This window comes from Castellaniella sp., from assembly GCF_047971665.1.
Taxonomy (GTDB): domain Bacteria; phylum Pseudomonadota; class Gammaproteobacteria; order Burkholderiales; family Burkholderiaceae_B; genus Castellaniella.
Genome location: NZ_JBKEAA010000018.1, coordinates 26,821 through 47,772 on the forward strand (window position 1 = coordinate 26,821; position 20,952 = coordinate 47,772).

A 20,952-nucleotide genomic window follows, 5' to 3' on the forward strand; every position below is an offset into this window, starting at 1 on the left:
AGACCGGCCATGCCCGTCCTGCGGGTCGTCAGCTACAACATCCACAAGGGCCGCTCGGCCACGGGTGGACGGGAATCGCTGGCCGACCTGCGCCTGGGGCTGTATGGGTTGCGGCCCGACCTCCTGTTCCTGCAGGAGGTCCAGGGCCGCAACCAGATGCGCAGCAGCCTGGATGCGCAGCACGAATCTCTCGCGGCGGCCTTGCGCATGCAGGCCGCTTACGGCTGCAACGCCGTCCGCCAGACGACCGACCACGGCAATGCGCTGCTGTCGCGCTATCCCATTCTGTATTACGAGAACCAGGATGTCTCGGACCACCGCCTGGAGCAGCGCGGCCTGCTGCACGGCGTGGTGCGGGTCGGCGATGTGCCGGTGCATTGTCTGGTCGTGCATCTGGGTCTGCTGGCGGGCGGCCGCTCGCGTCAGGTGCAGGCGCTGGCCGATCGCATCCAGCGGCTGGTGCCTGCGCACGAACCGCTGCTGATCGCCGGAGACTTCAACGACTGGACCAATCGCCTGGCGCCCCTGTTTGTCGAGCAGTTGGGCCTGGTCGAGGTGTTTGCCGCCGCCCCGCAGGGGTCGGACGAGATCTACCGGTTGCGCCGCACCGTGTCGCGTCTGCGCGAGCGGCTGGCCTGGTTGCCGGGCCAGGCCTTGCGCCAGCGGCCCGAGCTGTCCATGGACGGTCAGGCGCGCCTGACGCCGCCGCCCCGGACTTTTCCCGCCGTGTTCCCCTGGCTGAGGCTGGACCGCATCTATCAGCGCGGTTTTGCCGTGCGCCGGGCCCGCGTGCTGCATGGCGCGCCCTGGAAAAAGCTGTCGGATCATGCGCCGCTGGTGGCGGATCTGGAATTGCCCTGAGGCGAGGAACTTTTTCGCGATTCGACGGCCTAACTCCCGTTACGTTGAAATTGGCACTCTTCCATATGGAGTGCTAACATCTTGATATTCCGTGTGAGGCTCTTGCCACGATGACCACCCCTTCGTCCGCCTTGTCGCTCGCGCCGTCGCAGCTCTCGCTGGCGATCGCCAACCCCGGCGCGCTCGGCACCATCGATGCCTACATCGGCGCCGTCAACCGGCTGCCGATGCTGACCGCCGACCAGGAGGCCGACCTGGGGCGGCGCCTGCGCGATCATAACGATCTGGACGCCGCGCGCGACCTGATCCTGTCGCATCTGCGACTGGTGGTTTCCATTGCCCGGCAGTACCTGGGCTATGGGCTGGCGCACGCGGACCTGATCCAGGAGGGCAATATCGGCCTGATGAAAGCCGTGCGCCGCTTCGATCCCGACCGCGGGGTCCGGCTGGTGTCTTTCGCCGTGCACTGGATCCGCGCCGAGATTCATGAATACGTGGTGCGTAACTGGCGCCTGGTCAAGATCGCCACCACCAAGGCCCAGCGCAAGCTGTTCTTCAATCTGCGCCGCATGCGGCCTGACGGCCATAGCCTGGCACCGGACCAGGTCGCCGATATCGCCCAGGAGCTCGATGTGCGCCCGGAGGACGTCGCCGAGATGGAGGTCCGACTCTCGGGCGGCGACTTCGCTCTGGATGCGCCGGCCGGCGACGAGGACCGCTACGCGCCTGCCGACTGGCTGTCCGACAAGGCCCAGGAGCCGGCCCAGGTCCTGGCGCGTCGCAACATGGACGCGCTGCAGGGCGAGGGGCTGGAACATGCCCTGGCAATGCTGGATGCGCGTTCGCAGCATATTGTGCGCGCGCGCTGGCTGGTCGATGACGGGGGCGCCACGCTGCACGAGCTGGCTGCCGAATACGGCATTTCCGCCGAGCGGGTGCGCCAGATCGAGTCCGCGGCGCTTAAAAAACTGCGTGTCGCCCTGAGCGATCGGCGGGATGAGTTCGAGGCCGGCTGAGCCGATTTCCGGACGGTCATATTTTTTTGCATCTTCCCGCCTCCGAGCGTGAACTTTTGATGCGGGCGAGGGACAAACCCACCATGAGCGCGCGCCGGCCTCGTCGGCACTCACGTTCTGTCGTCCGCTTCTGCTTCTCCTCTTCCCCTCCCTATCGAAGCGGATGTTCACGGGATGCCCTTTGGCATCCCCTTTTTTTTGCCGGTTGCCTGAAAAAAGGCAGAACCTGACTCGGTAACATAGAATATTCAATAATCGGGTTCCTTTCTGCGCATATGAAAATCGGCCTCTTGGTGTTCGGCCTGGCCGGCTTGCTGGCTCTGGTGTCCTTCATGCCCCCGTTGGCGGGGCGTCTGCGCCTGCCCTATTCGGTGCTGCTGGCCATCGTGGGTTTTGTCCTGGGCGTGATCATCCACGTGCATGGCTGGGCCCCGGGGGTGGTGGCGGATTTTCTGGACACGCTGCAGCGGTTCGAGATTTCCTCGGAGACCTTCCTGTTCGTGTTCCTGCCCATTCTGCTGTTCGAGACGGCGCTGGCGACGAACGTGAGGCGGCTGCTCGACGACATCAGTCCGATCCTGGTGATGGCCATCGTCGCCGTCGTGGTCTGTACCGTGGCGGTGGGTTTTTCGCTGGCAGCGATCTCCACCTACGGCCTGGTGGTCTGTCTGATGCTGGGCGCCATCGTGGCCACCACGGATCCGGTGGCGGTCGTGGGTATTTTTCGCGAGGTCGGCGCGCCGCGCCGCCTGACGAATCTGGTCGAGGGCGAGTCGCTGTTCAATGACGCAGCCTCGATCGCCCTGTACGCGGTGCTGCTCAATGTGCTGTTCGGCGGTACGGCATCGGCGATGACGGAAATCGTCCGCAGTTTCGTCATCGGGTTCCTGGGTGGCGGCCTGGCTGGTCTGATCATGGGGTGGGTGGCCATCGAGCTGTTCCGCTGGTTGCGCGGCTGGCCGACGGCCGAAATCACGCTGACCGTCGCGCTGGCCTACCTGACTTTTTTCATCGGAGAGCACTATCTGGGAGTCTCGGGGGTGGTGGCCACCGTGATCGCCGGCCTGGTGGTGGGGTCCAGCGGCCGGACGCGCATGTCGCCGACGACCTTCGAGCAGCTCGAGGGCGCCTGGGCGCAATTCGGGTTCTGGGCCAATTCACTGATCTTCCTGTTCGCCGCCATGCTGATCCCGCGCATGATGGCGGAAATCACCTGGATGGAAGTCCTGCTGATCCTGGTGGTGTTCATCGTCACGCTGTGCGCGCGCGGAGTGATCGTCTATGGCCTGCTGCCGTTGTTGGGCCGGCTGCGACTGAGCACCGAGGTCAGCCCGTCCTACCGGGCCGTGATGCTGCTGGGCGGTCTGCGCGGAGCCGTGTCGCTGGCCCTGGCGCTGGCTGTCACGGAACAGCCCGCGGTGCCCCACGAGGCGCGGCAGTTCATCGCCGTGGTCACGACCGGGTTCGTGCTCATGACCCTGTTCATCAATGGCCTGACGCTACGCCCGCTGATCCACCGGCTGGGACTGAATCAGCTCTCTCCGGTGGACCGCTCCTTGCGCGACCAGGCGCAGATCGTGGAGCTCGAGGCATTGCGTCTGAAGATCGACGATATCGCCCACAACGAGCACATCGGCAGCGAGGTGCTGGAACGCCTGCATGCCGTGTTCGACGCCAGCCAGGCCAGCGTGGATGCGTCACAAGTCCTCCAGCTGTCGCTGGACCAGAAGGTCACGGTCGGCATGGGGATGCTGGCGGGACGCGAGGAGGAAATGTTCTTCGAGACGCTCAAGGCACAGGTCGTGGACTGGCGCACCGCCGAGTCCCTGCTGGCGCGCGCCGAGCGGCTGGGCGATGCTGTGCACTCGCGCGGCCTGCGTGGATTCGAAGCCGCGCTCGAAAACGATCTGCGGTATTCGTGGTCTCTGCGGATGGCGTTGCGGGTGCATTACCTGACCGGTTGGGAGGGCTGGCTTGTGCGCGAGCTGGCGCAGCGGTTCACGAACCTGATGTGCAAGTGGTCCGTGGCGCGGCGCCTGATCAAGTTCGCCCGCAGCGATGTGCAGCCGATGCTGGGCGAGGAGGTCACGGACATCATCGTGGCGGCACACCAGCGCCGCCTGACGCTGCTGGAGGGCGCGCTGCAGGCGCTGGCGCTGCAGTACCCCAATTACGCCCAGTACCTCCAGGTCGCCTATCTGGCGCGCATGGCGCGCGCCATGGAACGCATCCGATACCGCGACATGTTGGCGCACAACCTCATCAGCGGGGAAACCTATGCCGACCTGATCGAGCAAACCGAGACCCGCTGGGGAGCGCTGGAAGAAAGCGGTGTGCTGGACATCACCATGAGCGCGGGCGCGCTGGTGCAACGGGTCTCGATGTTCGAGGGCATGGACGAGCGCACCATGGCCGCCATCCGCAGGGTGCTCAAGCCCCGCCTGGTGATGCCGGGCCAGGCCATTCCCACCCGGTTCGGGCGCAGTCGCGCCATGTATTTCGTCGCCTCCGGCGCGGTGGTCCTGGACCTGCCGGACGGCACCACCGCCGAATTGGGCAGTGGCCAGATTTTTGGCGAAATGGCGCTGGCCATGGGAAATGATTTCCAGGCCCGCGCACGGTCGTTGGGCTACAGCCGTCTGCTGATGCTGCTGGAGCGCGATTTCAAGCGCCTGCAGGAGCAGTATCCGATGCTGCGCGAAAAGATCGATCTGGTCGTGCGCCAGCGGCTGAAGGCGATCGAGGTCTGGCAGCAGTTCGAGTCCGGCGAGCGCCAGCACGAGCCCCTGCCCGATTTCGACCGGATTGCGGCGGCTGAGGATCAGGGCGCTGCGGTGGCATTCGCCGACGTCGAAGAGGCGGTCGAAATCGTCGCGTCACCCGAAGCCAAGGTGCCGCCCGAAGCCGACGCATCATCCGAAGTCGAGACGTTGCTCGAATCCGGGACGCCACCCGGATCCGAAGCGTCACCCGAGAAAAAATAGCAGGGTCGGACCGCCAGGCGCTAGAGCAGCAGCTTGATGTCGTGAGCCATGTTCTCGGGCGTCAGTGCCGGCCCGAGCAAGGCGCGGGCCTCGCCTTCGCGGTCCATCAGATAGAAGGCCGACGAGTGGTTCATGGCGTAGCGGTCAGGCGTCGGGCCCGCCTCTTTGGCGTAGAAGGCCTTGAAGGACTTTGCCGTCTTGTCCAGTTGTTCCGGTGTCCCCGTCAGGCCGATGAAGGCCGGATCGAAGGCCTGCACGTAGCTGCCCAGGATCTCGGGCGTGTCGCGCGCGGGATCCACCGAGATCATGATGACGCGCACGTCACGCGCCTGATCTCCCAGCACCTGCAGGGCCTGGGCCGCCTGTGCCATTGCGGTGGGGCAGACATCCGGGCATTGCGTGTAGCCGAAGAACACCAGCAAGACTTTGCCTTTGAAGTCCGCCAGCGTACGTCGCTGGCCCGTGGTGTCGATCATGTCCAGATCCCGCCCCAGGCGGGTACCGGTGATGTCGTTGCCCTCGAAGGGCAGAGGTTCGGCTTTGGAGGTGCAGCCCGGCAGGGCCAGGGTCAGAGGCAGGGTAGCGAGAGCGCCAGCCAGGAGCCGGCGGCGCGATATTGAAAACGGCATGTCCATCATCCAGGTCGGTGAGTCGGTCGGGGCGCCGCCATGGCGCGCGCCCGGGTCAGGCCGGGACGAGGACCAGACCGACCCAGTGATCCAGCAGCAGCGCGGCGAACAGCAGCGCCAGATACAGGATCGAATAATGGAACAGTTTACGCGCCCTGGCATCCGAATAGGTTCGATAAAGCGCAAGAGATTGCCAGACGAAGCGGCCGCTGAGCAGGCAGGCGGCGATCAGATAGGCGAGGCCGCTCATGCGCACGACGTAGGGCATGACGGATGCCGCGAACAAGGCGATGCTGTAGAGCAGGATGTGCAGCTGGGTGAAATTCTGGCCATGCGTGACCGGCAGCATGGGCAGGCCGGATTTCTCGTAGTCGTGGTGGCGGTACAGGGCCAGCGCCCAGAAATGAGGCGGGGTCCAGATGAAGATGATCAGCACCAGCAGCCAGGCCTCGGCCGGGACGGCATCGGCCATGGCCGCCCAGCCCAGCGCCGGCGGCATGGCGCCCGAGAGACCGCCGATGACGATGTTCTGCGGGGTCAGGGGCTTGAGGATGGCGGTATAGATCAGGGCATAGCCGACGAAGCTGGCGAACGTCAGCCACATCGTCAGCGCATTGACCTGGGTATACAGGATCCACATGCCGGCGCCCCCCAGGGCCGCGGCCATCAGCAATACCTGATGGCTGCCGATCTGGCCAGAGGCGGTGCCCCGGCGGGCCGTGCGCAGCATGCGCGCGTCAGTCTCGCGTTCGACCAGACAGTTGATGGAAAAGGCGGCGGCCGACAGCAGCCAGATGCCCACCGTGGCGGTCAGCACGCGCCAGGGGTCGGGCAGGCCCGGGGTGGCCAGGAACATGCCGATCACGGCGCAGAAGACAGCCAGTTGCGTGACGCGCGGCTTGGTCAGCGCCAGATACTGGCGCAGCAAGGACGGGGATCGGCGATGGGCGGCGGCGATGGTCATAGGAATATTCTAGGCGCTTGCGGTCATGCCGCGGCTAGTGGGTTTCCCTGCCCGGGCGGGCAGATTTGCCGGGCCGGGACAGACGCCACAGCAGTGTGACGCTCACCAGGACGAGGCCGGCGGCGCCGCCGTTATGCATCACGGCGATCAGCAGCGGCCATTGGAAAAAGATCGTCGTCAGGCCAGTCAGCAGTTGCAGCGCCAGCAGGGCCAGCAGCAGGTGTGCCGGACCCGCCAGGCCGGGTGTGCGGTGCCAGCGCCAGGCCAGGAGGCCCAGCAGGGCGATGACGAAGAAGGCGAAGTTGCGGTGCGTCCAGTGGATCGCGGTGAGCGCGTCCTGCGAAATGATTTCCCCGGACGCGCGCTGCCCCAGGCCGCGCAGCAGAGCGTAGCCCTCGCGGAAATCCATGGCGGGCAGCCAGGCCCCGTGACAGGTGGGGAAATCCATGCAGGCCAGTGCCGCATAGTTGGTGCTGACCCAGCCGCCCAGCGCGACTTGCAGGAACAGCACGGCGAACCCCAGGATCATCCAGGCGCGTTCCGCCCCCGGGGCATCGGGAACGGGCGCGTGGGCCTTTTCCCGGGCCGCCAGCCAAGTCATCAGGGCGAGCAGACCCATGCCCAGCATCAGGTGCGTGGTGACCACCAGCGGCATCAGCCGGTGGGTGACGGTCCAGGCGCCGAAAGCGCCCTGGATGCACACCATGATCAATACGCAGCCAGCCAGTGCCGGACTGCGCCGGGGCAGGTGGCGCAGTCGCCAGGCGCACCAGGTGATGGCGATGATCAGCATGCCGAGAAAGGCGCCGGCGTAACGGTGGATCATCTCGATCCAGGCCTTGAAGGCGCTGACCGGGCCGTAGGGCATGGCCTCCAGTGCGTCGCGGATGTGCTGGCCGGCGCCCAGCGGGCTGAGGTAACCGTAGCAACCCGGCCAGTCGGGGCAGCCCAGGCCGGAATCGGTCAGGCGCACGAAGGCGCCGAACATGATCAGGTCCAGCGTCAGGAACCAGGTCAGGAACACCAGCTTGCGATAGCGCGACAGCAGCCTGGACGGCCGGTCCGGTCCGGCGGTCTGCCGGGCGGTGGCGCGTGTGGCGGCGGGTGCGTCGGCCGTGCGGTTCATCAGCCGATCCGGGAATTCTTCAGCAGTGTGCGGATGTCGTCGCGCACGCCCTCGGGCTGCCGGGTATCGGGGAACCGCATCATCAGATTGCCCAGGGGATCGACGATCCACAATCCTTGCGCCAGGGCGGCGGCGGGATCGGCGGCCTCGGGGGCCAGCCAGGCCGCCAGCCGGGCCGGGTCGGCCCGCAGCACGTGTGTGCCCGCATAGGCCTGCTCGACCACGGGCGCGGCGGGTGCGTCATCGGTGACGAACCAGATCCGTTCCAGGCGATCGACCTCTTTGCCCTGGCTGGCATGGGAATTGCGCAGGACGAACAGGCCGCGCACGCAGGACTCCGGGCAGGCGCCTGGACCCGCGCTGATCAGCAGCCATTGACCCTTGAGCTGGTTCAGATCGTAGGGCTGACCCTGTTCATCGCGCAGGGCCAGATTGACGGGAATCGGGCGCTGAGGTTCGATCAGCACGCCATAGCTCGTGCGGGTGTCGGGACGCAGCCCCAGGGCCGGCACGTAGTAGGCCAGCAGGGCGAACACCACGGGTGCGAGACAGATCAGCAGAATGGCGATGAGGGGGCGGATGGAGCGGGAGGCGGCGGGTGCGGTCGTCATGCGGTCGAGGAGGATGAGGCGCGGCGCAGGATGCGCCAGGCGGTGATGCCGGCCGCGATCCAGGCGATCGCGGCGAAGCTGAACCATTGCAGGGCGTAGTTGTAGTTCTGGCTGGCGTTGGTCGATGGGCCGGGCCAGTCTTGAATCAGGGCGGCGTCCTCGGTGGGGGCCTGCTGCAGCACGACCGGCAGCAGATCCAGACCGGTGGCGGCCGCCAGTGCCGCCAGCGGCAGATTCTGCATGCGGGGAGGCTGACCGTCTGCCGTGGGAAAAGGCGTGGGCAGTGCCGTGTCCGGCTGGCCGGTCAGGCTGCCCAGATCGAACATGCGGGGGACCCGGTGCAGCAAGGTGCCATGGACCTGCATCACCCCCGAGGCGGCACGCAGATCCGGCAGGGTGGCGGGTGGCAGCGGCCGGGCGATCCAGCCGCGCAGCACCAGCACGGCTGTTCCGGGGCTGTCCTGCAGCGCGAGCGGGGTCGCCACCCACAAGCCAGGCTTTCCTTTGAGGTTACGATTATCAAGGAGTACAGTAAATGGGTTCAGCCAGTGCCCCCGGGTGCTGGCCGGATGCCAGTCGGGGCCGTCGCGGTGTTGCGCATCCAGCACCTGGGCCGGCGCACGGCGACCCGTCTCGATGGCGGCCAGCAATGCTTCGCGTTCATGGGCGCGGCGCAGTTGCCACTGGCCGGCGCCGATGCAGATCGCGCCCAGCAGAACCAGCAGAACCAGGGCCACGATGGCCTTCATGCGGGGTGCGGGTTGCTGCGGGGTCATACCGTACTTACATCCTGGTGTTGCGGGGAATACCCATGAAAATTCTGATTGTCGTGCTGTTTCTGGGCGTGCTTGCCAGCCTGGGGTCGGCCATGAAGTATCTCATGCAGGACCGGGGCCGCACCGACCGGATGGCCTGGGCTCTGACATGGCGGGTGGGGTTGTCGATCCTGCTGTTCCTGTTCCTGCTGCTGTCGCATGCGCTGGGCTGGATCGACGCCACGGGCCTGCAGGTGGGCACGACGGGCGGGTAAGCCGGGATCCGTGATCGGCCCGGCGGGCGATGACGGGCCTGGTGGGACCGGACCGCACGCGCGCGATCAGGCCCGCGCGGTTCCGGGACGCGGCGCGGCGGCTTTCCCTCGACGAGATCGGCTGCTGCCGGCCCGCGAGCCGCATCAGAACCAGTAGACGAAGATATACAGGCCAAGCCAGACCACGTCCACGAAGTGCCAGTACCAGGCGGCGCCTTCGAAACCGAAGTGATGATCGGCGGTGAAATGCCCGCGGACCAGCCGCAGCCAGATCACAGTCAGCATGGTGGCGCCCAGGATCACGTGAAAGCCGTGAAAGCCGGTCAGCATGTAGAACAGCGCACCGTAGGCCCCCGAGGTGAAGCGCAGATTCAGTTCGGTGTAGGCGTGGTGGTATTCGTAGGCCTGGCAGGCCACGAAGGCGAAGCCCAGGATCACCGTCAGCGCCAGCCAGAAGATGGCTTTGGAGCGGTGCGCCGCGCGCAGGGCGTGGTGTGCGATGGTCAGGGTGACGCCGGAGGACAGCAGCAGCGCCGTATTGATGGTGGGCAGCCAGAATGGTCCCACGGTCTCGAAGGGGGCGATCGTGCCCGCGGGCCCCTGGTTCGGCCAGGTGCCGCTGAAACCAGGCCACAGCAGGGTCTGGGTGTCCAGGCTGCTCAGCCACGGCGTGGTGACCTCGCGGGTGTACCACAGCGCGCCGAAGAAGGCCGAGAAGAACATGACCTCGGAGAAGATGAACCAGGCCATGCTCCAGCGGTAGGAATGGTCAATGCGCTGGCTGTTCATGCCGCGCTCGGATTCACGGATGGCATCGCCGAACCAGCCGTAGAGCACGACGAACATGCACAGGATCCCGGCCAGACAGAGCCAGGGGCCGAGCGCGTAGCTGTTGACCCACAAGGCCGCGCCGATCAGTGTGGCCAGCATGCACAGGCTGGCCCGGATCGGGTGGACTGAGTCTGGCGGGACGTAATAGTAGGGGGCCTCGCCGGTATGGGCCATCTGGGCTGTCGTCATTGTTGTTTCTCCTCTTGTCCTCTGTCTTCTAGGCCGTTGCCACGCGCACGGCCAGTATCAGCAGCAATACGAACGCCACCCCGCTGATCAGGCCCGCCACGATCAGGTGCGAGGGACGCAGATGCGACAGGTCCTCGTCATGGCCGGAGCGCTTGCGCAGTCCCAGGAATGCCCAGGCGACTGTGCGCATCGAGCGCAGGAAGGTGTTGTGGTGTTGTTCCGTCATGACACGACCCCGTACAGATTCGCGCGCACGAAAGTCCAGACCAGGATGGCCACGGCGAATAGCGCCAGGATCCATCCGGTACGGCGGTTGCGGCGGCGTTGTTCAGGTGTCATGGCACGACCTTCAGCGGCTGGTCTCGAAATCGGGCGGCGTCACGAAGGTGTGGTAGGGCGCGGGCGAGGGCACCGTCCATTCCAGGCCCTCGGCGCCTTCCCAGGGGCTGGCCGGCGCGCGGGCGCCATGGCCCCGGAACGCCTTGATGACGACGTAGGCGAACAGCAGTTGCGACAGGCCGAACCAGAAGGCACCGATGGTGGCAACCTGGTGGAAATCGGTGAACTGCGCGGCGTAGTCCGCATAGCGGCGCGGCATGCCGGCCAGACCGAGGAAGTGCATCGGGAAGAAGGTGATGTTGAACGAGATCATCGTCATCCAGAAGTGCCACTTGCCCAGGCGCTCGTCGTACATATGGCCGCACCATTTGGGCAGCCAGTAGTAGGCGGCGCCGAACAGGGCGAACAGCGAGCCGGCCACCAGTACGTAGTGGAAGTGCGCCACCACGTAATAGGTGTCCTGGAGCTGGACGTCGATCGGCGCGATGGCCACCACCAGGCCGGTGAAGCCGCCGATGACGAACACGAAGATGAAGCCCACGGCCCACAGCATCGGCGTCTCGAAGGTCATGGAGCCACGCCACATGGTTGCCGTCCAGTTGAAGACCTTCACTCCGGTGGGGATGGAAATCAGCATCGTGCCGTACATGAAGAACAGCTGGGCAGTGACCGGCATGCCGGTGGTGAACATGTGGTGCGCCCACACCAGGAACGACAGGATGGCGATGGCGCAGATGGCATACACCATCGAGGCATAGCCGAACAACCGCTTGCGCGCGAAGGTGGGAATGATCTGCGACACGATCCCGAAGGCCGGCAGGATCATGATGTAGACCTCGGGGTGGCCGAAGAACCAGAACACGTGCTGGTACAGGACCGGGTCGCCGCCGCCGGCGGCATTGAAGAAGTGGGTGCCGAAATGGCGGTCGGTCAGCAGCATGGTGACGGCGGCGGCCAGCACCGGCATCACGGCCAGCAGCAGATAGGCGGTCACCAGCCAGGACCAGCAGAACAGCGGCATTTTCATCAGCGTCATGCCCGGGGTGCGCATGTTCAGGATGGTGACGATGATGTTGATCGCGCCCATGATGGACGAGGCGCCCAGGATGTGCACGGCGAAGATCGCGAAATCCATGCCCGGGCCCATCTGCAGCGACAGGGGTGCGTACATGGTCCAGCCCGAGGCGTTGGCGCCGCCCGGCACGAAGAACGACGTCGTCAGCAGGATCGCGCCCACCGGCAGCAGCCAGAAGCTGAAATTGTTCATCCGGGCAAAGGCCATGTCGGACGCACCGATCTGCAGCGGGATCATCCAGTTGGCGAAGCCCACGAATGCCGGCATGATGGCGCCGAAAATCATGATCAGCCCGTGCATGGTGGTGAACTGATTGAACAGCTCGGGCTGGAAGAACTGAATGCCGGGTTCGAACAGCTCCGTGCGCAGCAGCAGGGCGAGCGTGCCTCCCTCCAGCAGCATGCAGAAAGAGAAGATCAGGTACATCGTGCCGATGTCCTTGTGATTCGTGGCGAACAGCCAGCGCCGCCAGCCGCGCGGAGTCGGGTGGGCGTGCTCGTCATGCCCGGTGTGGGGCGGGATGTGATCGACCGTGACGCTGCTCATTGAATGCCTCCTTCCTGGGGTGCGCCGCGTTCCGCGCGGCGCAAGGAATATCGTGTGAATTCGCTATGTGGGTTGGGGCTCGGCTCAGCGCAGGGCCTTGACGTCCGAGGGCTGGACGACAGGGTCGGGGCCTTTGCCTGCATTGTCCCATGCGTTCCGCGTATAGGTAATGACCGAGGCGATCTGCGTGTCGCTCAACTGATCGCGGAAGGCGGCCATCGCGGTTCCCGGATGTCCGTTCAGCACCGTCAGGATCTGCCCTTTCATGGGCGCCAGCACGAATTTGGTATCCCCGTTCAGGGCCGGGAACGTGCCCGGGATGCCCTGGCCGTTGGCCTGGTGGCAGGCCACACAGGTGGTGGAGAACACCTGCTTGCCCTTGGCGACCAGTTCGTCCTTGGACCAGGTCTTGTTCGGATCCTCGGTGGCGGCGGCCATGGCTGTTTTCTGCTGGGCGGCCCACTGGGCGTAGTCTTCCTGGGATTTCACTTCGACCACGATCGGCATGAAGGCATGGTTCTTGCCGCAGAGCTCGGCGCACTGGCCACGGTAGATGCCGGGTTTTTCGGCGCGGAACCAAGTGTCGCGCAGGAACCCGGGGATGGCGTCTTGCTTGACCCCCAGATCGGGCACCATCCAGGAGTGGATCACATCGGCGGCCGTCAGCACGATGCGGACTTTCTGGTTGACCGGCACCACCAGGGGCTGGTCGACCTCCATCAGGTAGGTGTCGGTGATGGCGGCCTTACCGTTGATCTGGTCTTCCGGTGTGGAAAGGTTCGACAGGAAGCGCACGCCGGAGGCCGGGCCGTCGAGGTATTCATACCCCCACTTCCATTGGTAGCCGGTGGCCTTGACGGTAAGGTCGGCGCTGGTGGTGTCCTTCATGGCGAGCACGATGCGGGTGGCCGGGATGGCCATGCCGACGATGATCAGGAAGGGAATCACTGTCCAGGTGAGTTCCAGGCCGAGATGCTCTTCGAACCTGGCGGGCTTGTAGCCTTTGGACTTGCGGTGGTGGATGATGGAATACAGCATCACCCCGAAAACACCGATGAAGATCAGCGTACAGATGATCAGGATCACCCAGTGCAAGGAATAGATTTCCCGCGCGATGGGCGTCACTCCGGTGGGGAGATTCAGCTGGTTGACGCCCGGGCCTCCCGGCATGTCCTGAACCTGTGCCCCGGCAACTGTCGCCCATGACAGCGCGATCATGCCCAATGTCCCTCTGACCATCTTCATGTTGTCCCTTTGGTTGGCGTGTATTTTTCAGGACTGGTTGATCGTCATCAAAGAAAAGCGGGGAAACAACCGGTTCCTGCACACATGGCTGGGTTGTCAGGCCGTAAAATAAATTGCGGTAGCTGTAACCTGAGTATCCTTATAAGCCTGAAGGGATTATAGCCACTGGCCGGGGCTTGTACAGGCGTGCGCGGACTTCGTCCATTCGCTTTCCGGGTTTCCACTAGTCCACATCTGTTGCAGATATCCACGGATCACGTCGCGGCTTGCAGGCCGCTCCGATTCGTCCGGCACAGGCCTGTCCGCAGGGACAGTCCTGTGTCCGGACTCATCCACTACAATGCTTGGATGGATGCTTTTGCAGCGGCTTTTTCCTTGGACGATCTCCAGGCGCGCAATGCGCGCCTGGTGCGCCGTGCCCAGCAATTGCCGCCGGTGGGCGCCCGCCCGGCGACCGTGGCGGGCCGGGTCGGGGGCTGGATCGCGCCTGCGGCGCTGGCCGCCGTCGTCGGCCTGCCGGGCGTTCATGTCGAACCCGAGGCGGTGCATTTCACGGATGCGCCCGCCGAGCGCCTGACGCTGGATGCCGTGTTGCGCGAGGTGGCGCTGGCCTTGCGGAAAGCCGGCTGTATCCGCACCTGGCGCGATGAACTCCTGGACGTCATGGCCGAGGGCCGGCCGCTGGCCAGCATCGAGCGAGGGGCTGTGCGGCCTCTGGGATTGCTCACCCAGGCCGTCCACCTGAATGGCTGGTCGCCGGACGGGCGCTTGTGGGTTGCCCGCCGCGCCCTGGACAAATCGACCGACCCGGGGCTGTGGGACACCCTGTCCGGCGGGCTGGTTGCCGCGGGCGAGGACCCGGAATCGGCGTTGTTGCGCGAAACCCTCGAAGAAGCCGGCCTGCCGGCCGTCGCACTGGCCGCGCATGGCCCGCTGCGCATGGTATTGCGCATGCATCGCCGCCTGGATGACGGTTATCAGGTCGAGAATGTGTTGCTCAGCGACTGCGTGCTCGATGCGGGCACCGCGCCCCGGAACATGGATGGTGAAGTCCTCGAGTTCCGCTGTCTGGCGATGGGCGAACTGTGGGATATGATCACGCATGGCGCCTTCACGCTGGAAGCCGAGCTGGCCATTCTGGATTCGCTGCGGCACCGCCTGCAGGCCGCCAAGTCCGGCGGGGCGACCGCCTAGGGCCTGTCCGGACGCGTCGCGCGGTCTCTTTCTGGGCATGGGCAGGTTCTGATTCAATCATCCCGGCATGGTGCCGGAGGAGGCAATCCATCATGGCGCAAGACTCAAGCAATCCTTTCGTGCTGCCCGGTTTCGGTCAGCAGGGCGATGGCGCCCGCAACCCGTTGTTCGCCGGTCTGGACATGATGCGTCAGGCCTGGCAGAACATGGCAGACGCCGGTGGCCTGGACGCCGCGCAGATGACGCCGATGTCCCTGGAAGATCTCGATCGTCGCATCCGCGAGCTGCAGACCGTGCAGAACTGGCTGCAACTGAACGCTTCGATGCTGGCCAACACCATCCAGGGCATGGAAATCCAGCGCAGCACGCTGAACACGCTCAAGTCCTTTGCAGGCAGCGTGATGCCGGACGCGGCGGCTGCGGCGTCCTCCGCCCAGGCGGATGCGGCCGGGGCGGATTACGCCCGCGCGGCGGGTGACTGGTGGAATCTGGTGCAGCAGCAGTTCGAGCAACTGGCAAGCGCGACCGCAGCGGGTCTGCAAGGCATGGCCGAGACCGCCGAACAGGCGACGGCGCCTGCCGCCAAGCGTGCGGCGCCCCGCAAAAAATCCACCACGGCGGCACGCAAGAAACCGGCAGCCCCGGCCCGCAAATCCCCGGCCAAAAAGACTGCCCGCCGTACCCGCTGAGGCACCGGGCCCGGCCCCTGCGGCCGGGCCTTTCGATTTCAATTCCACGAATCTTTCATGCTGAACATCATCATTTTGGCTGCCGGTCTGGGCAAGCGCATGCAGTCGGATCTGCCCAAGGTCCTGCATCCGATCGCCGGCAAGCCCATGCTGGCCCATGTCCTGGGTTCGGCCCGGGCGCTGTCGCCCGACCGGGTCGTGATCGTCACCGGTCACGGGGCCGACCGCGTCCAGGCGGCTTTCGCGGGGCAGGATCTGTGCTTTGCCTTGCAGCAGCCTCAACTGGGGACCGGACATGCCGTGATGCAGGCGTTGCCTCAGTTGCTGGAGGGTGGTGCGGACGACGTCAGCCTGGTGCTGTATGGCGATGTGCCGCTGGTGCGTGCCCAAACCCTGCGGGCGCTGCTCCAGGCGCGTGGCGATGGTCTGGCGTTGTTGACCGAGACCCTGGCCGATCCCACTGGCTACGGGCGCATCGTGCGCGACGACCAGGGCCGCATCCGCCGCATCGTCGAGCACAAGGATGCCGGTGACGAGGAGCGCGCCATCCGCGAGGTCAATACCGGCATCCTGGCTGCGCCCACGAAGGCATTGCGGGACTGGCTGGGACGGATCGACAACCGCAACGCTCAGGGAGAGTATTATCTGACCGACATCGTTGGTCTGGCCGTTGGCGACGGGGTTAACGTCGCGCATGCCCAGCCCGGCGCAGGCTGGGAGACGCTGGGGGTCAACAGCCGTGTCCAGCAGGCCCAGCTCGAACGTATCTGGCAAGGCGAACAGGCCCGCGTGCTGCTGGAGCGGGGTGTGACCCTGGCGGACCCGGCGCGCTTCGACCTGCGCGGCTCGCTGGTCTGCGGACGGGATGTCTTCATCGATGTGGGTTGCGTTTTCGAGGGTGAGGTCCATCTGGCCGACGGGGTGCGCGTGGGGCCGCATTGCGTCGTTCGCGATGCCCGCATCGGTGCCGGCACTGTGCTGGATGCCTTTACGCACATCGAAGGCGCGCTGGTGGCCGAAACCGCCCGGATCGGTCCCTATGCCCGCCTGCGACCGGGAGCCGACGTTGGTCCGGATGCGCATGTGGGCAATTTCGTCGAGATCAAGAAGACGCGCCTGGGCCGCGGCTCCAAGGCCAATCATCTGGCCTATCTGGGCGACGCCGAGATCGGGGAACGCGTCAATGTCGGCGCGGGCACCATTACCTGCAACTACGATGGCGTCAACAAGTTCCAGACGGTGATCGAGGATGACGCCTTCATCGGTTCCGACACTCAGCTGGTCGCGCCGGTACGCGTGGGCAAGGGCGCGACCCTGGGAGCTGGGACGACATTGACACGGGACGCGCCTGCCGACCAGCTCACGTTGTCGCGGACGCGGCAGCAGTCCATCCCGGGCTGGAAACGACCGACGCGCAAATCGTGATCGCCGGGCGTGCTGTGAGCCTCGTCCGGGGGCGGGCGCGACCCGACCGGTTGCGTGATCCGCGTGGCGGACGAGGACGATCGTGCGCATTCTGCACCTGAATCTGGAAAAAGGCTGGCGGGGCGGTGAGCGCCAGACGCTGCTGACCTTGCGCGGCCTGCGCGCGGGGGGGCATGAGGTCGCCCTGGTCGCACGCGCAGGGGGGCCGTTGGCCAAGCGGGCGCGCGCCGAGGGCATCCCGGTATTCCTCTGCGGCGGCGCCCTGGGCTTGCCGCGCGTGCTGTTGACGACGGGATGGCGCTACGACGTGCTGCATGCCCAGACTGCCCAGGCCATGAGCCTGCTGGCGGCGTTGCGGCCGCTGTTGCGCGCGGCCCTGGTCTTTACGCGTCGCACAGCGTTCGACGCGCCGGGCGCGGCGAACCGCCATCGCTGGAAATGGCGGCGCGCCGACGCGTTGGTGGCGATCAGCGAGGCGGCGGCCGCAGCGCCTCGGGCGCTGGGCCTGCCCGTCACCATCATCCCCAGCGCGGTCGAAGCCGTGCCGCCGGATCCTCAGGGCATGAATGCGTTGAGGACGCGCTTTGGTCTGGAAGGCCGGCGTGTCCTGGTCACAGCGGCCGCGCTCAGTCCCGAAAAGGACCCGCTCACTCTGATCGAGGCGGTCGCGTTGCTGCGTCGCGATCATCCGGGCGTGTTGTGTCTGCACTGCGGCGCGGATGGCACGGCGGCCGACGCGGCGCGTGCGCGGGTCACGGAACTGGGTCTGGAGGATCACTACCGGTTCGCAGGCTTTCAGTCCCGGGTGGCTGATGCGCTGGCGCTGGCCGAGGTCTATGTCAGCAGTTCACGGTTCGAGGCGCTGGGCACCAGCGTGCTGGATGCCTGTCTGACCGGACTGCCGGTGGTGGCCACGGATGTGGGTGGACACCGTGAAATTCTGGCGCCGGACAGGGGGCTGCTGGCGCCGGCGGGAGATCCCGAGACACTGGCGCGTCGCGTGGCCTGGGTGCTGGATCATGCCGAGGCTGCCCGGGCCATGGGAGCGCGGGCGCGGGAGCGGGTGGCGCAGGAGTATGCCGTGCCCACCATGGTGGCGCGTTACGAAAGCCTGTATCGCTGCCTACAGCGGGCGTAGCGAGGTGCGATACCGCTGCGCGCGTTCGGCGTAGTCGCGGGCGCTGGCCTCGAGGTTGGCAACCTCTTCGTCGTTGAGCGTGCGCACGGCCTTGGCCGGCGTGCCCAGGATCAGCGATCGTTCCGGGAAGGTCTTGCCCTCGGTCACTAGGGCACCCGCGCCGACGAGGCTGTGGCGGCCGATCACTGCCCCGTTGAGTACCACGGCCTGGATGCCGATCAGCGCGCCGTCCTCGACGGTGCAGCCATGCAGCATGGCCTGATGGCCCACCGTGACGTTGCGGCCGATATGCAGGGGTTTGCCGGCGTCCACATGCAGCACGGCACCTTCCTGGATGTTGCTGTTCTCACCGATGAAAATGGGCTCGTTGTCGGCACGGATCGCGGCGCCGGGCCAGACGCTGGCGCCTGTCTGCAGCGTCACGGCGCCGATCAGGGTGGCTTCGTTCGACACGAAGGCGGACGGGTCGATGTGCGGGGTCAGGTCCCCCAGGGCATAACAGGTCATCGGGCGATCTCCGGGCAGTCCGCGCGCGGCGCGCGCCCGTGATCGGAGTGACGGCCGGGCGCGTTCGGCGGGGTGTTTTCGATGGTAGCATGCTCGCCCGCGCGGCATGGGCCGGCCCTATAATCGCGCCATGACGACACGCATCCTCATCGTACGCACCTCCTCGCTCGGGGACCTGGTGCACATGCTGCCCGCCATCAGCGATATCGCACGGCATGTGCCCGATGCGTCGATCGATTGGCTGGCCGAGGAATCCTTCGCCGAAATTCCCGCCTGGCATCCGGCCGTGCACGAGGTCATTCCCGTGGCGCACCGGCGCTGGCGCAAGCACTGGTGGGCGGCCGAGATCCGCCGCGAGCGCGCGGCCCTGCGCACCACGCTGGGCGAGCGCCGGTACGACATCATTCTGGACATGCAGGCCCTGATGAAATCGATCTGGCTGGTCCGGCAGACGCGTGGCGTGCGGCATGGGCTGGACTGGAAATCGGCGCGCGAGCCGCTGGCCTCGCTTTTCTACGATGTGCGTCATCGGGTGGAATTCTGGCAGCCAGCGATCATCCGCCAGCGGACCCTGGCGGCGGCCGCCTTCAGTTATACGATCCAAGGCGCGCCGGATTTCGGCCTGCGGGCGCTGACCGACGGGGTCGTGATCGAGCCGGCCGCCCTGATCATGCCCTCGGCCAGCCGTGATGACAAACTCTGGCCGCAGGCCGACTGGCAGCAGGTGTTCGACGACCTGCAGGGCCGCGGCCTGGGCCTGCGGTTGCTGGCCGGCAACGAGGCCGAGCAGGCCCGGGCGCATGAACTGATCCGGGGCCGCGCCGATGCGGTCGTTCTGCCCCGCATGGGGCTGCGGCAGGTGGCGGATCAGCTTGCGCGGGCGCGGATCATGGTGGGGCTGGACAGTGGCCTGACGCATCTGAGCGCCGGGCTGGGCCGCCCGACGATCGGCATCTACAAGGCCTCGACGCCCGTGCGCACACCGCTGCAGGGGCCGGCCTATGCCGCCAGTCTGGGCGAACGCGGGCAGGCGCCCGATGCGGGCTGTGTGCGGGCCGCCATCGCCGAGGCGCTGGATGCGGCCCGCGCCGGCGGGGACCGGGGAGATGCGGCGCCTTTGACGGGCCGCGTCTGAGATGCCGGGCGCAGCAGCGGTGACCCGACTGCGTGGAGGCGCCTGATGCGCGGGCTGTATTCCCTGTTGCTGTGGATGCTGTCGCCTTTGCTGTTGGGGTGGATGGCTTTGCGCGCCCGTCGCGCCGGCGGCCAGTGGTCGGTGCTGGGCGCCGCGCGTTTTGGCCGCTACGGACCGGCCGGGGGCGATGACGGCGCCATCTGGGTTCATGCGGTCAGCCTGGGCGAGACCCGGGCGGCGCATCCGCTGATCCGGGCGCTGCTCGATCGTGGTCATCGGGTGCTGCTGACGCACATGACGGCGACTGGCCAGGCCGAGGGGCACCGTGTGTATGCGGCGGAGCTGGCCTCGGGCCGCATGCGACAGGACTGGCTGCCCTATGATTTTCCAGGGGCGACGCGCCGGTTCATGCGCCATTACCGCCCTTCGGTCGGCGTGCTGATCGAACGCGAGGTGTGGCCCAACCTGGTGCATGCCGCAGTGTGCGCGCGCGTGCCGCTGGTGCTGGCCAGCGCGCGCATGTCGGCAGCGTCGCTGCGCGCCACCTTGCGATTGGGCGCGCTGCTGCGGCCCGCCTATGGCGCGCTGACGCTGACGTATGCGCAGTCGCTGGCCGACGCCCGGCGGCTGGAGCGGGCCGGTGCGCGGCAGGTCGAGATCTCGGGAAATTTCAAGTTCGATCTGCATCTGGATCGGGAACGGATGACCCGGGGGGCGCACTTTTCGGCGCAGCTGGACCGGCGGGTCGTGGTGATCGCCAGTACCCGTGAGGGGGAGGATGCGCCGTTCATCGAGGCCATCCGACAGCAGGTCGGGCAGCGGCGCGCTCGAGGGCATGATTCAGGACCGCCGCTGCTGTTCATGCTGGTGCCGCGGCACCCCGAACGTTTCGATGCCGCCGCCGGGTTGTTGCGGGAGGCCGGACTGGCGCATGTGCGACGCAGCCACCTGCTGACCCTGGGCGACGGCAGCCGTTCCGCCCTCGAGGCGTGCGGGGACGCCGAGGTGATCCTGGGCGACACGCTGGGTGAAATGGCCTGGTATTACGCGTGCGCTCAGGTGGCCATCGTGGGCGGCAGTTTTGCGCCGCTGGGCGGGCAGAATTTCATCGAGGCCAGCGCGCAGGGACGACCGGTGCTGGTGGGGCCGCATACCGCCCATTTCGAGCAGGCGGTCAGTGATGCGCTGAGCGCGGGAGCCATCGCCCGGGCTGCCGATCCGGATCAGGCTGTGCGCCAGGCCTTGCAGTGGCTGGACGATCCGGCCAGCCTGCGGCGCATGGGCGAGGCGGCCCGTGACTGGGTCCGGCAGCATGCCGGAGCCGTGGCGCGTGTGGGCGATGGCATCGAGACGCTGCTGGCGCAGGCTGCGCAACGCCCGCCCGGCGGCTGAGGTCCGGCAGGGCCGTCCGCGTCCGA

General features: G+C 66.5%; 21 protein-coding genes. 10 read left to right on the forward strand and 11 right to left on the reverse strand.

Annotated elements, in window-relative coordinates; translation table 11 throughout:
- Window positions 1-9 precede the first annotated feature (9 nt).
- The 3 genes from ACK5JE_RS06820 (at window position 10) to ACK5JE_RS06830 (ending at window position 4,861) form a co-directional block, all read left to right on the forward strand.
- Window positions 10-861, forward strand: a complete 852-nt coding sequence (locus tag ACK5JE_RS06820) for an endonuclease/exonuclease/phosphatase family protein (RefSeq protein ID WP_416800942.1) — start codon at window positions 10-12, stop codon at window positions 859-861.
- A gap of 110 nt (window positions 862-971) precedes the next feature.
- Window positions 972-1,877 (forward strand): RNA polymerase sigma factor RpoH, encoded by a 906-nt coding sequence (rpoH, locus tag ACK5JE_RS06825; RefSeq protein WP_416800943.1) that lies wholly within the window; start codon window positions 972-974, stop codon window positions 1,875-1,877.
- Window positions 1,878-2,152: 275 nt separating this feature from the next.
- The gene (locus ACK5JE_RS06830; RefSeq protein WP_416800944.1) at window positions 2,153-4,861 is read left to right on the forward strand and encodes a cation:proton antiporter; all 2,709 of its coding nucleotides are present in this window, start codon (window positions 2,153-2,155) and stop codon (window positions 4,859-4,861) included.
- 20 nt (window positions 4,862-4,881) lie between these two features.
- Here the strand turns inward: ACK5JE_RS06830 and ACK5JE_RS06835 are convergent, their stop codons facing one another.
- The 5 genes from ACK5JE_RS06835 to ACK5JE_RS06855 are packed head-to-tail and all read right to left on the reverse strand — an operon-like array spanning window position 4,882 to window position 8,967.
- The gene (locus tag ACK5JE_RS06835; RefSeq protein ID WP_416800945.1) at window positions 4,882-5,490 is read right to left on the reverse strand and encodes an SCO family protein; all 609 of its coding nucleotides are present in this window, start codon (window positions 5,488-5,490) and stop codon (window positions 4,882-4,884) included.
- Between the two features lie 55 nt (window positions 5,491-5,545).
- Window positions 5,546-6,454 (reverse strand): heme o synthase, encoded by a 909-nt coding sequence (gene cyoE / locus ACK5JE_RS06840; RefSeq protein WP_416800946.1) that lies wholly within the window; start codon window positions 6,452-6,454, stop codon window positions 5,546-5,548.
- A gap of 34 nt (window positions 6,455-6,488) precedes the next feature.
- Window positions 6,489-7,580: a COX15/CtaA family protein gene (locus ACK5JE_RS06845; RefSeq protein WP_416800947.1), complete on the reverse strand. Its 1,092-nt coding sequence runs from the start codon at window positions 7,578-7,580 to the stop codon at window positions 6,489-6,491.
- The gene (locus tag ACK5JE_RS06850) at window positions 7,580-8,191 is read right to left on the reverse strand and encodes an SCO family protein (protein WP_416800948.1); all 612 of its coding nucleotides are present in this window, start codon (window positions 8,189-8,191) and stop codon (window positions 7,580-7,582) included. Before ACK5JE_RS06850 ends, ACK5JE_RS06845 begins: the two co-directional genes overlap by 1 nt.
- The gene (locus ACK5JE_RS06855; RefSeq protein ID WP_416800949.1) at window positions 8,188-8,967 is read right to left on the reverse strand and encodes an SURF1 family protein; all 780 of its coding nucleotides are present in this window, start codon (window positions 8,965-8,967) and stop codon (window positions 8,188-8,190) included. Before ACK5JE_RS06855 ends, ACK5JE_RS06850 begins: the two co-directional genes overlap by 4 nt.
- Window positions 8,968-9,002: 35 nt before the next feature.
- On the opposite strand from ACK5JE_RS06855, the gene ACK5JE_RS06860 reads away from it, so the two are divergent.
- Entirely contained in the window at window positions 9,003-9,221 is a 219-nt protein-coding gene (locus ACK5JE_RS06860) for a twin transmembrane helix small protein (protein WP_416800950.1), read from the forward strand.
- A 144-nt stretch (window positions 9,222-9,365) separates the two neighbouring features.
- Here the strand turns inward: ACK5JE_RS06860 and ACK5JE_RS06865 are convergent, their stop codons facing one another.
- From ACK5JE_RS06865 to coxB, 5 genes are all read right to left on the reverse strand, one after another.
- On the reverse strand, window positions 9,366-10,241 hold the full coding sequence (locus ACK5JE_RS06865) for a cytochrome c oxidase subunit 3 (RefSeq protein ID WP_416800951.1): 876 nt from the start codon (window positions 10,239-10,241) through the stop codon (window positions 9,366-9,368).
- Between the two features lie 28 nt (window positions 10,242-10,269).
- Entirely contained in the window at window positions 10,270-10,467 is a 198-nt protein-coding gene (locus ACK5JE_RS06870) for a DUF2970 domain-containing protein (protein ID WP_416800952.1), read from the reverse strand.
- Window positions 10,464-10,580: a cytochrome oxidase small assembly protein gene (locus tag ACK5JE_RS06875; protein ID WP_325123879.1), complete on the reverse strand. Its 117-nt coding sequence runs from the start codon at window positions 10,578-10,580 to the stop codon at window positions 10,464-10,466. Before ACK5JE_RS06875 ends, ACK5JE_RS06870 begins: the two co-directional genes overlap by 4 nt.
- A 10-nt stretch (window positions 10,581-10,590) precedes the next feature.
- Window positions 10,591-12,201, reverse strand: a complete 1,611-nt coding sequence (gene ctaD / locus ACK5JE_RS06880) for a cytochrome c oxidase subunit I (protein WP_416800953.1) — start codon at window positions 12,199-12,201, stop codon at window positions 10,591-10,593.
- An 84-nt stretch (window positions 12,202-12,285) separates the two neighbouring features.
- On the reverse strand, window positions 12,286-13,446 hold the full coding sequence (coxB, locus tag ACK5JE_RS06885) for a cytochrome c oxidase subunit II (protein ID WP_416800954.1): 1,161 nt from the start codon (window positions 13,444-13,446) through the stop codon (window positions 12,286-12,288).
- A gap of 375 nt (window positions 13,447-13,821) precedes the next feature.
- Here coxB and ACK5JE_RS06890 point away from each other — a divergent pair, with 375 nt between their 5' ends.
- The 4 genes from ACK5JE_RS06890 (at window position 13,822) to ACK5JE_RS06905 (ending at window position 17,892) form a co-directional block, all read left to right on the forward strand.
- Window positions 13,822-14,640: a DUF4743 domain-containing protein gene (locus ACK5JE_RS06890; protein WP_416800955.1), complete on the forward strand. Its 819-nt coding sequence runs from the start codon at window positions 13,822-13,824 to the stop codon at window positions 14,638-14,640.
- 92 nt (window positions 14,641-14,732) lie between these two features.
- Entirely contained in the window at window positions 14,733-15,329 is a 597-nt protein-coding gene (locus ACK5JE_RS06895) for a PhaM family polyhydroxyalkanoate granule multifunctional regulatory protein (RefSeq protein ID WP_416800956.1), read from the forward strand.
- Window positions 15,330-15,386: 57 nt separating this feature from the next.
- Window positions 15,387-16,754: a bifunctional UDP-N-acetylglucosamine diphosphorylase/glucosamine-1-phosphate N-acetyltransferase GlmU gene (glmU, locus tag ACK5JE_RS06900; RefSeq protein ID WP_416800957.1), complete on the forward strand. Its 1,368-nt coding sequence runs from the start codon at window positions 15,387-15,389 to the stop codon at window positions 16,752-16,754.
- An 82-nt stretch (window positions 16,755-16,836) separates the two neighbouring features.
- Window positions 16,837-17,892, forward strand: a complete 1,056-nt coding sequence (locus tag ACK5JE_RS06905) for a glycosyltransferase family 4 protein (protein ID WP_416800958.1) — start codon at window positions 16,837-16,839, stop codon at window positions 17,890-17,892.
- On the opposite strand, the gene ACK5JE_RS06910 is transcribed toward ACK5JE_RS06905, so the two are convergent.
- Window positions 17,878-18,399, reverse strand: coding sequence for a gamma carbonic anhydrase family protein (locus tag ACK5JE_RS06910; RefSeq protein ID WP_416800959.1), 522 nt, complete (start codon window positions 18,397-18,399; stop codon window positions 17,878-17,880). The two genes, ACK5JE_RS06905 and ACK5JE_RS06910, sit on opposite strands and share 15 nt — an antisense overlap.
- Window positions 18,400-18,529: 130 nt before the next feature.
- Here ACK5JE_RS06910 and waaC point away from each other — a divergent pair, with 130 nt between their 5' ends.
- Both waaC and ACK5JE_RS06920 read left to right on the forward strand, forming a co-directional pair.
- Window positions 18,530-19,534: a lipopolysaccharide heptosyltransferase I gene (gene waaC, locus ACK5JE_RS06915; protein ID WP_416800960.1), complete on the forward strand. Its 1,005-nt coding sequence runs from the start codon at window positions 18,530-18,532 to the stop codon at window positions 19,532-19,534.
- A gap of 45 nt (window positions 19,535-19,579) precedes the next feature.
- Window positions 19,580-20,926 carry a 3-deoxy-D-manno-octulosonic acid transferase gene (locus ACK5JE_RS06920; RefSeq protein WP_416800961.1) on the forward strand — a complete coding sequence of 449 codons (1,347 nt, stop codon included), beginning with the start codon at window positions 19,580-19,582 and terminating at the stop codon, window positions 20,924-20,926.
- The last annotated feature ends 26 nt before the right edge of the window (window positions 20,927-20,952 follow it).